This is a genomic window from Pedobacter antarcticus, from assembly GCF_900103515.1.
GTDB classification, from domain to species: domain Bacteria; phylum Bacteroidota; class Bacteroidia; order Sphingobacteriales; family Sphingobacteriaceae; genus Pedobacter; species Pedobacter antarcticus.
Map to the genome: position 1 here is coordinate 361441 of NZ_FNGZ01000002.1, position 15989 is coordinate 377429.

Below are 15989 nucleotides of genomic sequence, written 5' to 3' on the forward strand. Positions count from 1 at the left end.
GTTTGCGCCTATCTCAACTCTAAAGCACCAAATAAATTTAATTGATATTTTGTTATACACTGATATACAGCGTGTATGCGGATTATCGTAATTTTTTGATTTAAAACTACTATTTCTATATAGAATCTATATATTTGTTATTGCGGGGTAAAAACCGCAGAACAAAACAACCTATAACCAAGATTTATTGACATGCAGAGTTTTAGAACGGAGCTGGAAAATCCGGTAGTCGAAAAAGATATTATCGATCTTGAACAGAAGATCCGTGCCTTCAGAGAAGGAAAAATCCATGATGAAAAATTCCGTAGTCTTCGTCTGGCCAGAGGTGTGTACGGGCAAAGACAGCCGGGTGTACAGATGGTCAGGATTAAGTTACCCTTCGGTAAAGTTACCTTTAAACAGCTTTTAAGGATAGCAGATGTTTCCGATGAATATGGAAGTGGAAATCTCCACCTCACGACACGCCAGGATATTCAGATTCATTATGTCAGTTTGGACAGGACTCCGCAATTATGGGCAGAGCTGGAACGTGACGATATTACTTTAAGGGAAGCCTGTGGTAATACGGTCAGAAATGTAACTTCTTCCCCAGACGCAGGAATCAATCCTGATGAGCTGTTCGACGTGTCTCCCTATGCGCAGGCTACGTTTGCGTATTTCTTGCGTAATCCGGTTTGTCAGGAGATGGGTAGAAAGATTAAAATTTCTTTTTCAGCCAACGCTAAAGATACCGCCTTTAGCTATATTCATGATCTGGGTTTTATACCTAAACTGGATGATCAGGGAAACAGGGGCTTTAAAGTTATGTTTGCCGGAGGTTTAGGTGCACAGCCATTTCTGGCAAGTGTGGTAAAGACATTTTTACTGGAAGACCAGCTCATTCCCTATACAGAATCTGTACTACGCGTTTTTGACCGTTATGGAGAGCGCAGTAACAGGAATAAAGCAAGAATGAAATATCTGGTTCAGAAGTTAGGCCTGGAAGAAGTAACCAGACTGATCGAGGAAGAAGTAATTGCTAATAAATCCAGAACATATCCGATTAATCGTGATTTAGTACCATTACCAGAAGCCCCGCCTGAAATTGCGCTGGATGCAGAATTGAAACCTGCAGATCCGGTTCATTATCAGCAATGGCTGGACACGAATGTTTTCCAGCAGAAGCAAGCTAATTTTTACGGAGTTTATTTAAAAATACCAGTAGGGGATATTAAAACCGACCGTGCCAGATTACTGGTAGAAGCAATCAGGCCTTATGTGGCAGATGAAATCAGGATCACGCAAAATCAGGGATTGCTGCTCAAATTCGTAAGAGCAAATGGTTTGCTGCCACTGTACAATAATCTGCTGGAATTAGGTTTTGCTGTTAGTGGTTTTGATAGCCTTGCCGATGTAACTACCTGCCCCGGAACAGACACTTGTAACCTGGGCATAGCCAATAGCATGTCATTGGCAGTCGTACTGGAAACAGTGATACAGGATGAATTTCCAGATTTGATTTATGATAAAGACATTAAAATAAAAATAAGTGGTTGTATGAACTCCTGCGGACAGCATGGACTTGCACATATTGGCTTTCACGGAAGCTCAGTAAAAGCAAATGGCCAGGTCGTACCAGCAGTTCAGGTCATGCTTGGTGGCGGAACAGTTGGAGATGGAGAAGGGCGTGTGGCAGAACGTGTCATTAAAGTGCCTACCAAGCGTGCTCAATACGTTTTAAGAACTATTCTGGAAGACTACCAGCTACACGCTGCCGGTAAAAGTTTCCATGAATATTATGACTTCAGTGGCAAAGATTATTTCTATCAGTTGTTAAAACCACTTGCAGATCTAACTACACTTACTCCAGAAGAATATGTAGACTGGGGACATGAAGAAACCTTTCAAACTGCCGTTGGAGTTGGAGAATGTGCGGGAGTAATTGTTGATCTGGTTGCGACACTATTATTTGAAGGAGAAGAAAAACTACTTTGGGCTAGAGAAGCATTTGAAGCTGGAGCTTGGTCAGATGCAATTTATCATGCCTATAGTGTTTATGTGAACACAGCCAAGGCGTTATTACTCGATAAAGGAATCAGTGCGAGTACACAAATCGGTGTCATTCGCGAATTTGATACAAATTTTGTCATTACCGGAGAGGTGAAGCTGGAAGGCACTTTCTCAGATCTGGTACTGCAGATAAATAAAAATGAGCCAGGTGTAGAATTTGCGGCAGCCTACTTAAAAGGAGCAGGTGAATTTTATCAGGAATTAAGAGCGAAAAGGGAGGCGCAGGTTAAAGCATGAAATTAGACAGTCAAAGACAAATTCCGGAACCCAGGATTACCCTGGTGGGTGCAGGTCCCGGAGATCCGGATCTGATTACCATGAAAGGTGCAAAAGCACTGGGAGATGCAGATGTAATTCTTTACGATGCACTCGTCAATGAAGATCTGCTCGATTATGCAAAACCAGGTGCAGTTAAGGTATTCGTAGGAAAAAGATCTGGGCAACATTCCAGTACGCAGCAGGAAATTAATCAGCTGATGGTAGATTATGCTTTAAACTACGGGCATGTGGTTAGGCTGAAAGGTGGAGATCCCTTTGTTTTCGGACGTGGATATGAGGAAATGAATTTCGCTGCAGGTTATAATATACCGGTTAAAATAGTACCTGGCTTATCCAGCTCCATTGCAGTTCCTGGATTACAGCAGATTCCTGTTACACACCGTGGTTTGAGTGAAAGCTTTTGGGTGGTAACAGGCACAACAGCGTCAGGAGCGATGTCTAACGATTTATATGAAGCTGTCCGGACTAAAGCAACGGTTGTAGTGCTTATGGGAATGAATAAACTGAAAGAAATTGTCAGGTTATACCAACAGGAAGGCAAAAGCAGACTACCCGTAGCTATAATTCAAAATGGAAGTACCGATTTGGAGAAATGTGCTGTAGGTATTGTAGATACAATCCTGGAAGTAGCGGAAGAAAAACGCATTGCGGCTCCTGCGATTATTGTATTGGGCGAAGTTGTGTCTCTGCATCCGGATTTTCAGCCAATCAGAGATTTCTTCGAAACCATTCAAACAGAAATCAATTAAAATATGCCGCAGGGTAACCAATTATTTCCTGTATTTCTGAAATTAAACCAAATGCAGACGCTGGTCATAGGGGCCGGCCCTGTAGGTCTGGAGAAACTCCAGGCCGTGGTCAGGCAGAGTGAACAGGCGCGAATTAAGGTAGTTGCAGCCGAGATTTCTGACGAAGTGTATGCTTTTGTAAAAGAATATCCACAGATTATTCTGGAACATAAAAATTATGAAGCTGCAGACCTGGCAGGAGTAGACCTGGTTATTGCAGCGACGAATAACCCGGCGCTCAACTTAAGAATAGTTGAAGATGGGCATCATGCGCGTCTTCTGGTAAATATTGCAGACAAACCAGAACTCTGTGATTTTTACCTAGGTTCGATAGTGAAAAAAGGCGACTTAAAAATTGCGATCTCTACCAATGGAAAGTCTCCGACCATAGCGAAAAGACTAAAAGAATTATTTCAAGAACATCTACCTGACGGATTAGATATAACACTGCAGCAAATGAGTAAATTTCGTCAAACCCTGGATGGAGATTTTCAGGACAAAGTGCAAAAGTTAAACGAAGTGAGTGCCGTTTTGGTGAGACCCGCGGCTAAGCCACCGTCTTTTCCATTTTTTAAATGGCTGGTATGGTTAACTATTATGTTATCACTGGCGATCCTGGTGGCAATCTTTTGGCACCGGGAACCGGAGTTTCAGGAGTATCTGATCAATATAGATCCTATATTTTACTGGTTTTTACTCGGCGGATTCATCTTTGCCATGGTTGATGGTGCTATTGGTATGTCTTATGGAGTAACCTCAACTGCATTTTCACTTTCTATGGGGCTACCACCAGCTTCGGCGAGTATGGCCGTTCATTTATCAGAAGTGCTAAGCAATGGAATCGCTGGTTGGATGCATTACAGAATGGGGAATATTAACTGGAAATTATTTCGCCTGTTAATTATCCCCGGTGTAATCGGAGCTGTTGGTGGCGCATTTCTACTCTCTTCCCTGGAACATTACAGTGCCTATACCAAACCGTTGGTCTCGGTGTATACATTAATTCTGGGTGGAGTGATCTTGTCAAAAGCATTCAAGAAACCTGGTAAACGCAAGAATGGAAAGATAAAACAGATTGTTCCATTAGGGTTCTTCGGTGGTTTTATTGATGCTGTTGGTGGTGGTGGATGGGGCTCTATAGTGTTATCCAGTCTAATAGCAGGTGGTAGAAATGCCAGGTTTTCTCTGGGAACAGTGAAGATCACCCGTTTTTTTATCGCATTGATGAGCTCATTGACTTTTATCACCATGTTAAAATATGTTCATTGGGAAGCGGTCGGAGGATTAATTATCGGGAGTGCACTGGCAGCGCCTATTGCTGCTAAAGTTTCCAACCGGATCTCGGTAAAGAGTATTATGGTGGCAGTAGGTATCATAGTGATCCTTGTGAGCTTAAGAAGCGTAATTATGTTTATTTTAAAAGTATTATAATATGAAAGCACTACTGGAAGAAATTGCTGCGGAACTGGAACGCAAAGATCCGGTATCGGCTATCAGTTTGCTGGCAGACAGATTTCCGGGAAAGATTACTTTTTCTACCAGTTTCGGCTGGGAAGACCAGGTAATTACCGATTTTATTTTCAAGAATCAATTGCCCGTAAGCGTGTTTTCACTGGAAACCGGCCGCTTATTTCCGGAAACCTATTATGTATGGAACAGAACGCTGGAGAGATATAATCAGCCGATCCATACTTATTATCCGGATGCAGCGGAACTGGAAAAAATGGTAAGCACCAAAGGGCCTTCGAGTTTTTATACTTCGGTAGAAAACCGGAAGGAATGTTGTGCGATCCGTAAAATGGGTCCCTTGAAACGGGCGCTTGCAGGGCAGCAATGCTGGATTACGGGTATTCGGGCAGAGCAGTCAGTTAACCGGACGGATATGAGTAACCTGGAATGGGACGAACAGAATCAGCTGATTAAGTTTCATCCGGTTTTTAATTGGACACTGGAAGATTTGAAAGCTTATATCCGTGAAAATAATATTATCTATAATCCGCTCCATGATAAAGGATTTCCGAGTATCGGCTGTGCACCCTGTACCAGGGCTGTACAGGAAGGAGAAGATTTCCGTGCAGGGAGATGGTGGTGGGAAGATCAGTCGAAGAAAGAATGTGGTTTGCACGCCACAAAATAATTTGTAAAAGAACATGCAAGCACAAAAATTAGATTATTTAGATGAACTGGAGGCAGAAGCGATTCATATTCTGCGGGAAGTTGCCGGGCAGTTTGAAAAACCTGCACTCTTGTTTTCAGGTGGAAAAGATTCTATAACACTGGTAAGGCTAGCTGAAAAAGCTTTCCGTCCAGGTAAGTTTCCGTTCCCGCTGGTACATATTGATACCGGACACAATTTTGAAGAAACTATTATTTACCGTGATCAAATGGTCGAACGTCTGGGCGAAAAACTCATAGTCGGGTACGTGCAGGATGCTATAGATCAGGGAAAAGTTTTGGAGCAAAAAGGGAAAAATGCCAGCAGGAATGCATTACAGACGGTTACCCTATTGGATACCATTGCAGAACATGGTTTTGATGCCTGTATAGGTGGTGCCAGAAGGGACGAAGAGAAAGCCAGAGCCAAGGAAAGAATATTTTCCGTGCGTGATGAATTCGGACAATGGGATCCAAAAAGACAGCGTCCTGAACTGTGGAATATTTATAACGGTAGGATTCAGAAAGGTGAAAATGTAAGGGTTTTTCCTATCAGCAACTGGACAGAGTTGGATGTGTGGAATTATATCCGGCGTGAAAAAATGGATCTTCCGAGTATCTATTTCGCACATCAGCGGGATTGTATCACCAGAAATGGCCAGTTAATGGCTGCCTCACCTTATTTAAATATGGATGAGGAAGATTTGATTGTGAGCCGCAAGGTTCGTTTCAGGACAGTGGGAGATATGAGCTGTACAGCAGCAGTAGCATCAGAAGCAGACCAGATTGATGACATTATTGCAGAGATAAGCGCATCAAAAATTAGTGAAAGAGGGGCCAGACTGGACGATAAAGTATCAGAAGCAGCGATGGAAGACCGCAAAAAAGGAGGGTATTTTTAATGGATATATTAAAGTTTTTTACAGCCGGAAGCGTTGACGATGGCAAAAGCACATTAATCGGGCGGTTATTATACGACACCAATTCGATTCTTGCAGATCAATTGGAAGCATTGCAGGCTTCGAACAGGAAAAATGACGACGGTACTATCGACCTTGCGATTCTTACGGATGGACTTCGTGCCGAACGGGAGCAGGGTATTACGATAGACGTGGCTTATAAGTACTTCCAGACCGAAAAGCGTAAGTTTATAATTGCTGATACACCGGGGCACATCCAATATACCAGAAATATGGTTACCGGAGCCTCTACTGCCAAACTAGCGATTATTTTGATAGATGCCCGAAAAGGTGTTGTCGAACAGACTATAAGACACTCTTATTTGGTATCTCTGCTAGGCGTGTCCGAGCTTGCCGTTTGTATTAATAAGATGGATATGGTTGATTATAGTGAAACTGTATTCCTGGAAATCACGGAAGCGTATGAAGCCCTGGCTGCCAAACTAAACCTTAATAAAGTAAACTTTATTCCGGTAAGCGCTTTAAAAGGAGATAATATTGTCCATCGCTCCGACCATATGCCATGGTATGATGGTTCCAGTCTACTCTATTTTTTGGAAAACGTCGAAGTAACTGGTCATTTGCCTTCAGTATATGCACGAATGCCCGTTCAATGGGTAATCCGTCCGCAGACTGAAGATCTGCATGATTATAGGGGGTATGCCGGTCGAATCCTAAGCGGAACCTTTAAAAAAGGCGATGCGGTGACTGTTATGCCTTCAGGCCAACAGTCTGTAATCGACCGGATAGAAGTGTTTGATAAGGAGCCAGAGCAAGCATTGACTGGCATGTCTGTTACACTTCATCTTAAAGATCAGGTAGACATCAGCAGGGGAGATGTTTTGGTCAGTTCTGCCAGACTTACTCAGCAGACCAAAAATATTGCTGCAGATTTATGCTGGATGGATCAGAAACAGCTCGATCACTCTTTAACTTACCTGCTGCAGCATAACAGTAAAATCACGAAATGCAAGATTGCCGATATCCAGTATAAAGTTGATATCAACACCATGAAAAAAGAAGGAGCTGATACTTTTCATCTGAATGATATCGGGAGGGTCGAACTTAAAACGGCAGACGAATTGGCATTTGACTGGTATGATGAAAATCCAGCAAATGGCGCAGCCATTTTGATTGATAGCAGAACTAACCTTACCGTAGCTGCACTGATGTTTAGAGAGGCAGTTTAATCAGGAGAATATATGTTGCATAAAAAAACAGGCTTAAGGCCTGTTTTTTTATGCAACATATATTCTCTACTTTGCCGGAAGCCCGGAATTTATCGGGACGATAAATGATAGCTATCGGATGAAGAAATCAGACATATATGAAATAGCGATCAGAATTTTAGGTTTATACCTGATTACAATACTGATCACGCAATTCCGGGATGTACTGATGTTCGCCAGTATTGTTATACAGAACCCGAACCATAGCGAACAGCCTGGAGAAATAGATCAATGGCCAATTTTTATAATTACTATCGCCAGTTTTATCTTACTGTCTATTTTTGCAGCCTTACTGATCTTCAAAGCGAAGGACATCACAAATCGGATTTGCCGCAAGGAAGACATGGAAGTGGAAACAGGTGCCGGAATGGAACGAAAAACAATTTACGAGATCGCATTGACTTTGCTCGGTTTGATTACCATTGTCCAGGCCTTGCCCGAATTTCTTTTTAAATTCAGACAACATTTGCAGTTGATACAGGGCGGGCAGGCCAATAGAGATGGCGAAATACAGCTTCTGGTTATTTTGGGACTCAAACTGGTCATTGGGGTACTATCGGTTGTATATGCAAAAGCGATTTCAGTCGCTCTTGGAAAGAAATGATTTGGTATTCTAACTCTAATTTCTATCTTTAAATCCGCAATTTCCTTGCAGGTAGACATTTAAAATATTCATGAAAGCTACACCGCAGCAGCAAGCACAAAAAACACCCGGTATATTTAGTCTGCTCAGGCCATACAGTGGCTTAATAGGTTTACTCATACTATTTGCCTTGATTAGTAATGGTTTAAACCTCTGGCTTCCGCGTTTAATCGGACAGGGGATAGATGCGTTTGAACATCATTCTTTTTCGTTCCCGAATATGATCGTCAGTTTCGTATCGGTCGCATTTGTAATTTTCGTGTTCAGTTTACTGCAGGGAGTCGTTCAGACTTATGCGTCTGAGAAAGTAGCCCGTGATCTAAGGACACGGATCGCTGAACGGATTTCAGTGCAGAACTTTACATTTATTGAAAATACAACCCCCGCCAAATTACTTACCAATCTCACTTCCGACGTAGATTCTATTAAGCTCTTTGTTTCGCAGGCAATTGTTTCCATTGTTTCCTCGCTTTTTATTATCATCGGGGCAAGCGTTTTACTGCTAAGCATAAACTGGAAATTAGGTTTAATGATTATTGCCATTATTCCTATTATAGGCGGAGCATTTTACCTTGTACTGAGAAGGGTTAAAGTTTTGTTTAAAAGGAGTCGTGAAGTAATAGACTGGCTTAACAAAGTTATTAACGAAAGTATTTTAGGAGCGGCACTCATCCGGGTGATCAATTCACAATTCCTGGAATATGAAAAGTTCTTTAAGGCTAGTCAGGAATCGAGAGATATCGGCTTAAGTATTCTTCGGTTATTTGCCTGGCTTATTCCAATTATTGTATTTACAGCGAATATAGCAGGGCTATCCATATTGGTACTCGGTGGTCATTTTGTGGTCAGCGGGAGTATGAGCATCGGCGAGTTTGCTGCTTTCAATAGCTATCTGGCTCTTTTGATCTTTCCAATATTGGTTATAGGTTTTATGAGTAATGTGATTGCACAGGCCACGGCATCCTACAACCGGATAGTGATAGTACTGGAAGCTAAAGATCCGGCTGCTACCGGAGTTGTAAACCAGGCGCTGGAAGGTGCAGTGGAAGTAAAAGATCTCAGTCTGCGTTTTGGGCAGAAATATGCCTTGAAAGATATAAGTTTTAAGGTAGAACCCGGTGCGCGTGTGGCTATTATCGGTCCTACTGCGGCAGGTAAAACACAGTTGTTGTACTTACTTACAGGCTTAACTATTCCCGAAAGCGGACAGGTATTATATGATCAACAGCCTATTTCTGCTTATCAGCCGGAAGCATTTTATAAACAGATTGGATTTGTCTTTCAGGACAGTATCTTGTTTAACCTGAGTATCAGGGAGAATATTGCTTTCAGTGATACCGTTACCGATGAATCCTTAGAGACGGCAATCCGCACGGCCGAACTGAGTGAATTTGTAAGTGGTTTATCAAATGGACTGGATACTAAAGTTTCCGAAAGAGGCTTAAGTTTATCTGGAGGGCAGAAGCAAAGAATTATGCTTGCCCGGGCATTAGCTCTGGATCCTAAAATTTTATTACTTGACGATTTTACTGCCCGTGTGGATTTACAGACCGAAGCGCGCATTCTAACCAATATTTCCCGGAACTATCCAGGTATGACCACGATTTCAGTTACACAGAAGATTGCTGCGGTACAGCATTATTCACAACTCATCCTGCTCATGCAAGGTGAAGTGCTTGCCAAAGGCACACATCAGGAATTAATGGAAAGCAGTCCTGAATATGTACAGATTTTTAACTCCCAGCAAAGCACAAGCAATTATGAACTATGAGCTTAAAAATGCAGATAGATCTGCGGAAAAAGTATCTACCTGGGCTGGATTAAAAGGTTTACTGAAATTAGTCGAGCAGGAGCGGAAAACTTTGTTACTCGCTTTATGTGCCATACTAATTAACGCATTTCTCAATCTGCTCGGGCCGCTTCTGATCGGGTATACCATAGATCATTACATCATGGAAAAGAACTTTAAAGGTGTGCCGCTTTATGCAGGCATACTGCTTGGTTTATATATGATTGCTTTCATTGCCAGTTATTTCCAAACCAAATTGATGGGAGGAGTAGGTCAAAGGATTATTTTCGAACTGAGAAACTCCATCTTTGGTAAGATACAACAACTGCCACTGGCTTTTTTTAATGCAAATAAGGCCGGAGATCTGATCTCCAGAGTAAATAATGATACCGATAAACTGAGTCAGTTTTTTTCTCAATCGTTAATGCAGTTTGTTGGAACGATTGTAATGATGATCGGATCCGGTATCTTTCTATTGGTTATTCACCCCGAACTGGGGCTGGCTACACTGGTACCAGCCTTATTTATTTTGGTGTTTACTAAAGTAATTTCGCCTTGGGTAAAGTACCGGAATAAACGAAATCTGGAAAGTACAGGTGCGATGAGTGGCGAAATTCAGGAGAGCCTTAATAACTTTAAAGTAATTATTGCTTTCAATCGCAGAGATTATTTCCGGGAAAAATTTGAACAGGCAAATACAGATAATTATAACACTGCAATCAGATCGGGTATGGCAAACATGCTCTTTATGCCCGTATTCGGGTTATTTTCATCGATTGCACAGTTGGTTGTGCTGGCATTTGGTATCTATCTGATTATACAGGGAAATTTTACCGTCGGTTTGCTAGTCAGTTATCTGGCTTATGCCACAAATTTTTACAACCCTTTAAGGCAGCTCGCCGCACTTTGGACCAGTTTGCAGGTGGCACTGGCCGGCTGGGAAAGGATAACTCAGATACTCGCTTTACAGAACAATCTGCTTACTTTATCTGCAGGGACTGCCGAAAATGATGACCACAGCCCGGTTCTGGAATTCAGGAATGTACATTTTGGCTATCCCGGAGGTTACGAGATCCTGCATCATATTAATTTTTCATTGGAAGCCGGTAAAACTTATGCATTGGTAGGGCCAACAGGAGGAGGTAAAACTACAACTGCTGCAATGATGGCTAGATTATATGATCCTTTGGAAGGAGAAGTCTTATTGGATGGTAAAGATATCCGAACTTATACCGATGAAGAGCGTACTGCGAAAATCGGCTATATCCTTCAGGATCCTTTTCTATTCTCAGGAACAGTTAAAGAAAATATGCTTTACCATAATAACCTGTATGCGGGATTTACTGATGAGCAATTTAAAGTGGTTTTGGAGAAAGCCAAATTGGAGGGTTTGCTAACTACATTTGACCAGGGGTTAGAAACACCGGTCACGTCCTCAGGTGACAGTCTCAGCATAGGGCAAAAGCAGCTTATTGCTTTCATGCGGGCAGTATTAAGGAAACCAAAAATATTAATCCTGGACGAAGCGACGGCAAATATTGATACCATTACCGAGCAGTTACTCGGACAGATACTGGATAATCTGGCTCAGGATACAACTCAGGTTATTATTGCGCACAGACTCAACACGATTGAAAATGCAGATGAAATTTTCTTCATTAATTCAGGTGAAGTAGTCCGTGCGGGTTCCTTTTCAGAAGCTGTTTCGCGGTTAATGGAGGGTAAAAGATCCAGCTAGTTCAGCCGCTATTCTGTTTTACAGGGAACAGGTTCAAAAATGAATCTGCCACGGTCGTAATTAATGGGTACATCGGGGCGGAAATATGTTCTGCCCATCATAGTCTCCATTTCTCCTATTCCCAGCTTAAGTACGCTATCCTGTTTTAAAAGGGCCAGTGGATTAGTAAAAGTTTCTTTTGATTGACCATTGCGTAGATAGAAGTTAACCAGCAGGGTGTCGCCACTGAATTTACCAGCTATTGTACCGTGCTGATCATCTTTCCCTTTGTATTTAAAATGAAGATCACCTTCTGCCTTTTTCTCAAATGTTTTGAGTTGCAGGGTTGCGGTATCCTGACCATCTATAGCCTGGTAGCAGGTTGTTGTCCAGGCGGTATCAGTGATTTTTTTCTGGTTACTATCTGGCGAAGAACATGCCTGAATGAATATTAAGGCAAACAGGAGACTGGAGATTGGGGCTAATTTTTTCATAGTAGACTTTTCCTTATGATGTATAAAACCTCCTGTTTCCATAAATTGTTTGCGCATAAAAAAACAGGCACGGGGGCCTGTTATATGTAGGTAAGTTTATGACAGCGCTAAACGCTAAGCTTGAGCGATGTCATAAACGATTACTTTAGACCATAAATGGCTGTATTTTTCAATAAAGGCGAGATGGATAGGGTGGGTCTGATAGACAGACTGACCCGCAAGGTCGTTGAAAAAAAGGAGTTCTGATACGCCCCAGCTACTGTCAATAACGTCTCTTTTTTCTGTGTCGGCTACTATGCCCACGTGGAGACCTTTAACTGTTTCAATTTTAGATAGTGTTTTAACGCCTGCTACAAGCAGGTCTCGGTCAGCTTTAGAATCTGGGTTTTTTAGCCAGAAGAAAACATGATGTACTACCGGATACTGTTGTTCCATAACATTAGTTGATGATGAAAAAGGCATTGCTGTAGCTACAGTAGTTGTAACTGCCATTGCTGCTGCTGTTCCAATGAATTTTCTGCGTGTTGAATTGGCCATAAATTAGGTTCGGATTAGATTATTTGACTTTAATATATCTGATGAGGCAGGCTTCGATACATGCGCCCTGCGTCATTATCATTTCTTTATTGTTAGCCAGGGTATAAATCAAACTTATTTTCGAATTATCAGCCTTGGTAAAGGTTATGCGTCCTTCATCCTCGAGCGTGTAACTTTTATAATCATTCAGGCCCTTTGCGGTTCCGTTTGCATAAAGATAAATCAGTGTGCGGTCTTTGGCTGGAAGATCTCTCCAAGGAGTTTTACCGTTTCCAATATCGTTAAGTACCGCTACAGACTGCCATGTGCCAATGACGCCATCACCGGAGGGAGCATCTCCCTGGTTGTCATGTTTTTTGCAGCCGGCTAGTATTACAGTAAGAATACTTAGTGCGAGTATAATTCTTTTCATACCTAAATTTAAAGTATTGAAAGATAAGAAAATTATAGTTTAATTCATGTATCTAAGCGCATATCCGTCGGTGCAAAGACCGTTGGAAATGATTAAGATGAATTTACCGCTGATAAATATTGAGGCGGCTATTTTTAGATTTAGTAATTTGTACCAGCTGTCTTCTCGGATTTCGACTGAGAATATCTGTTACCCTTGCTGCACTGGCAGTAACCCGGTATCTGGCAGCAATTTCTTGTGCGATCGCTTTTGCAGTCCTGGGTTTGTCTAAGAAATCTGAATTTAATATCATGTCGACGTAATGAGAGAGATTTGGCGTTTCTTCATTAAGCCATGCCGGATCTATCTGTTTGCTGATTAGGTATTTTCTGATATTATCCCTTAATATTTCTCTGGCTGGGATGGGGAATTCCGGATCGGCAAGCTGATAATACCTGACGCCAAAAGTCTGACCTATAGTTTCCTGGATCTTTATGCCGATATTAAGGTCGCCGTTCTCAATAGCGGCTATATAGGGCTGATGGACTTCGGTAAACGTAGCAAGTTCTTTCTGGGAAAGCTCTGCTGCTTTTCTGAATGCCCTAATACGCTGACCGTATTCTTTAACCGCACTATAATCTTTCTTCGACACAGACAAATAAAACAGTATCGGTTATCTTAACCGATACTGTATAATGTATAAATGGCGATAGAATTTCCGGTGAATTATCCCTTGTTAATCTTTGTTGTCAGTGTCGTATGCTGTCTGATATTTGATTTCCTTCATTACAAAGGAACTCTGCACATGGGCAATATTCTCTATTGCAGCCAACTTATTGGATAGAAAGTCCTGGTAACATTTCATATCGGAAACAACAACTTTCAATGAATAATCAAAATTGCCGGCGACATGGAAACACTCCATGACTTCAGGAATTGCTGCTACAGCCTGCTCAAAATCTATAATCATCGTTTTAGAATGCAATCGGAGTGAAACCTGTATCAATGCTACAATGTCTTTACCTATTTTATCTCTGTCCAGGACGGCTACATAACGCAGAACGACTCCGGATTGTTCAATCTTTTTAAGTCTTTCATAGGTTGGCGTAAGGCTGAGACCGATTCTGCCGGCTATTTGTTTAGCATTCAGGCGGGCATCCGTCTGTAATTCCTTTAAAATCTGATGATCAGTTTTGTCAAAAATAGCTGGGGTAGTCATTTTTTGCTGTGTTCTTTATTTTTCTATTCCTTAGCAGTATAAATTTACTGTATATCCTGTAAATATAATGTATATTTTCTTAAATGATGTTTATAGTGGTTTTTTTGAATGTGATTGACTTAATTTACAGAATTATATTTTTACCAACCCTGTTATGAGAACGAGTCAATTGCCGGACGCTGAGATGCTTCAGTTAGCTGAGTTGAAAAAGAAATTAACTGCAGACGCAGAACTAATGCTGGGCTATCCGGTGTCTAAAGATTTCAATTATGATGAACTTGCTGAATTCCTGAAGTTTCCGATAAACAACCTTGGTGACCCCTTTATAGAATCCACCTATCAGGTGGGTACGCGCGGACTGGAGGTTGAGGTACTGGAATTTTTCGCGGCACTTTTTCGTGCGCCCGTAAATAATTGGTGGGGCTATGTGACTAACGGCGGATCGGAAGGTAATTTATATGGTTTGTATCTGGCGCGTGAAATTCATCCTAAAGGAATGGTTTATTTTTCGCAGGCTACGCACTATAGTGTACAGAAAAACCTGCACTTATTGAATATGCAGAATATTGTTATCAGAACACAGCGTAGCGGAGAGATAGACTATGAAGATCTTCGGGATACTATCCGTATGAACCGACATATGCCTGTTATCATTTTTGCGAACATTGGCACTACAATGACTGAAGCCAGAGACGATGTCCGTAAGATTAAGGCCATACTGCAGGATCTGGCGATTCAACATTATTATATTCATGCTGACGGTGCGTTATCGGGAAGTTACAGTGCTTTCATTGAACCAAGACCGGCTTTTGACTTTGCAGATGGGGCAGATTCCATTGCGATCAGCGGGCATAAGTTCATTGGTTCACCAATTCCCTGCGGTGTAGTCATAGTGAAAAAAAATAACAGGGATAGAATTGCCCGTTCTGTCTCATACACAGGTAGCATGGATACGACGATTACCGGCTCCCGAAACGGACACAGTCCTTTGTTCCTATGGTACACGCTCAAAAAGCTGGGAGAGGATGGCTTTCGTGCACGTGCCCTGCATAGTCTTAAAGTGGCAGCTTATGCGGAAGAGCAGCTCAGGGAGAATGGTATTGAAGCCTGGAGAAACCCTAACTCAATAACGGTAAATATGCCGGCTCCAGGCGAGCGTGTGCGGTTGAAATGGCAGCTGGCGATGGAAGATGGGTGGTGCCATATTATTTGTATGCCCAATGTGACATTCGCCCAGATAGACCAGCTTGTCGGCGAACTCCTTGAAGATCATAAGAAGATTAATGCAGCGTAATCTGTTTCTTAATCTTGTATAGAATCTCATTCAGATCGAACGGTTTACTTATGAAATCATTTGCACTACATTGTCCGAAGATATTTTCGGGCCTTGCATGTGCAGACATTACAATAATGGGAATATCTTTTATTTTCTGATTAGTCCTGATTTCACGACATAACTCAAGTCCGTTTCCATCCGGCAGCATTACGTCTAGCAGGTAAAGATCAGGTCTGTCATCTGCCATGACTGCCTGAAAAGAAGTGACGTCTGGAAAGAGTGTGACTTGATAACCTTCTTCTTCCAGAATAAATTCAATAATCTGTCTAATATCCTGGTCGTCTTCTACAACATAAATTTGCTTAATCATTTTTATCGGGCTTAGAGGAACACACTCCTCTTCTTTCATAAAGATTGGGTTATGTCATTAATAACTTCGTGTTAAGTTTTCATGGACAAATCATG

The 15989-nt window shown here is 41.8% G+C and carries 16 protein-coding genes; 10 read left to right on the forward strand and 6 right to left on the reverse strand.

What is annotated here, in order from left to right; translation table 11 throughout:
- The first annotated feature begins 192 nt into the window (after window positions 1–192).
- From BLR53_RS05190 to BLR53_RS05230, 9 genes are all read left to right on the forward strand, one after another.
- Window positions 193–2286, forward strand: coding sequence for a HEPN domain-containing protein (locus BLR53_RS05190; RefSeq protein ID WP_074587783.1), 2094 nt, complete (start codon window positions 193–195; stop codon window positions 2284–2286).
- Window positions 2283–3077 (forward strand): uroporphyrinogen-III C-methyltransferase, encoded by a 795-nt coding sequence (cobA, locus tag BLR53_RS05195; protein WP_037438801.1) that lies wholly within the window; start codon window positions 2283–2285, stop codon window positions 3075–3077. Before BLR53_RS05190 ends, cobA begins: the two co-directional genes overlap by 4 nt.
- 3 nt (window positions 3078–3080) lie before the next feature.
- Window positions 3081–4547, forward strand: coding sequence for a TSUP family transporter (locus BLR53_RS05200; protein ID WP_074587785.1), 1467 nt, complete (start codon window positions 3081–3083; stop codon window positions 4545–4547).
- A gap of 1 nt (window position 4548) precedes the next feature.
- The gene (locus BLR53_RS05205) at window positions 4549–5253 is read left to right on the forward strand and encodes a phosphoadenylyl-sulfate reductase (RefSeq protein WP_074587787.1); all 705 of its coding nucleotides are present in this window, start codon (window positions 4549–4551) and stop codon (window positions 5251–5253) included.
- A 13-nt stretch (window positions 5254–5266) separates the two neighbouring features.
- Window positions 5267–6172 carry a sulfate adenylyltransferase subunit CysD gene (gene cysD / locus BLR53_RS05210; protein ID WP_037438796.1) on the forward strand — a complete coding sequence of 302 codons (906 nt, stop codon included), beginning with the start codon at window positions 5267–5269 and terminating at the stop codon, window positions 6170–6172.
- On the forward strand, window positions 6172–7419 hold the full coding sequence (locus BLR53_RS05215) for a sulfate adenylyltransferase subunit 1 (RefSeq protein WP_074587789.1): 1248 nt from the start codon (window positions 6172–6174) through the stop codon (window positions 7417–7419). Before cysD ends, BLR53_RS05215 begins: the two co-directional genes overlap by 1 nt.
- 118 nt (window positions 7420–7537) lie before the next feature.
- Complete coding sequence (locus BLR53_RS05220; protein WP_074587791.1) at window positions 7538–8062, forward strand: hypothetical protein; 525 nt, start codon at window positions 7538–7540, stop codon at window positions 8060–8062.
- 70 nt (window positions 8063–8132) lie between these two features.
- Entirely contained in the window at window positions 8133–9872 is a 1740-nt protein-coding gene (locus tag BLR53_RS05225) for an ABC transporter ATP-binding protein (protein WP_074587794.1), read from the forward strand.
- Window positions 9823–11628: an ABC transporter ATP-binding protein gene (locus BLR53_RS05230; protein ID WP_234797566.1), complete on the forward strand. Its 1806-nt coding sequence runs from the start codon at window positions 9823–9825 to the stop codon at window positions 11626–11628. Before BLR53_RS05225 ends, BLR53_RS05230 begins: the two co-directional genes overlap by 50 nt.
- A gap of 8 nt (window positions 11629–11636) precedes the next feature.
- On the opposite strand, the gene BLR53_RS05235 is transcribed toward BLR53_RS05230, so the two are convergent.
- From BLR53_RS05235 to BLR53_RS05255, 5 genes are all read right to left on the reverse strand, one after another.
- Window positions 11637–12101 carry a hypothetical protein gene (locus tag BLR53_RS05235; protein WP_074588490.1) on the reverse strand — a complete coding sequence of 155 codons (465 nt, stop codon included), beginning with the start codon at window positions 12099–12101 and terminating at the stop codon, window positions 11637–11639.
- A gap of 114 nt (window positions 12102–12215) precedes the next feature.
- Complete coding sequence (locus BLR53_RS05240; RefSeq protein ID WP_074587796.1) at window positions 12216–12638, reverse strand: Dabb family protein; 423 nt, start codon at window positions 12636–12638, stop codon at window positions 12216–12218.
- A gap of 19 nt (window positions 12639–12657) precedes the next feature.
- Window positions 12658–13050, reverse strand: coding sequence for a hypothetical protein (locus BLR53_RS05245; protein WP_074587798.1), 393 nt, complete (start codon window positions 13048–13050; stop codon window positions 12658–12660).
- Between the two features lie 103 nt (window positions 13051–13153).
- Complete coding sequence (locus tag BLR53_RS05250; RefSeq protein ID WP_037437995.1) at window positions 13154–13681, reverse strand: helix-turn-helix domain-containing protein; 528 nt, start codon at window positions 13679–13681, stop codon at window positions 13154–13156.
- Between the two features lie 84 nt (window positions 13682–13765).
- Complete coding sequence (locus BLR53_RS05255) at window positions 13766–14248, reverse strand: Lrp/AsnC family transcriptional regulator (protein WP_074587800.1); 483 nt, start codon at window positions 14246–14248, stop codon at window positions 13766–13768.
- 154 nt (window positions 14249–14402) lie between these two features.
- On the opposite strand from BLR53_RS05255, the gene BLR53_RS05260 reads away from it, so the two are divergent.
- Window positions 14403–15542, forward strand: coding sequence for a histidine decarboxylase (locus BLR53_RS05260; protein ID WP_037437993.1), 1140 nt, complete (start codon window positions 14403–14405; stop codon window positions 15540–15542).
- Here the strand turns inward: BLR53_RS05260 and BLR53_RS05265 are convergent.
- Complete coding sequence (locus tag BLR53_RS05265) at window positions 15529–15894, reverse strand: response regulator transcription factor (RefSeq protein WP_037438015.1); 366 nt, start codon at window positions 15892–15894, stop codon at window positions 15529–15531. The two genes, BLR53_RS05260 and BLR53_RS05265, sit on opposite strands and share 14 nt — an antisense overlap.
- Window positions 15895–15989: the final 95 nt, after the last annotated feature.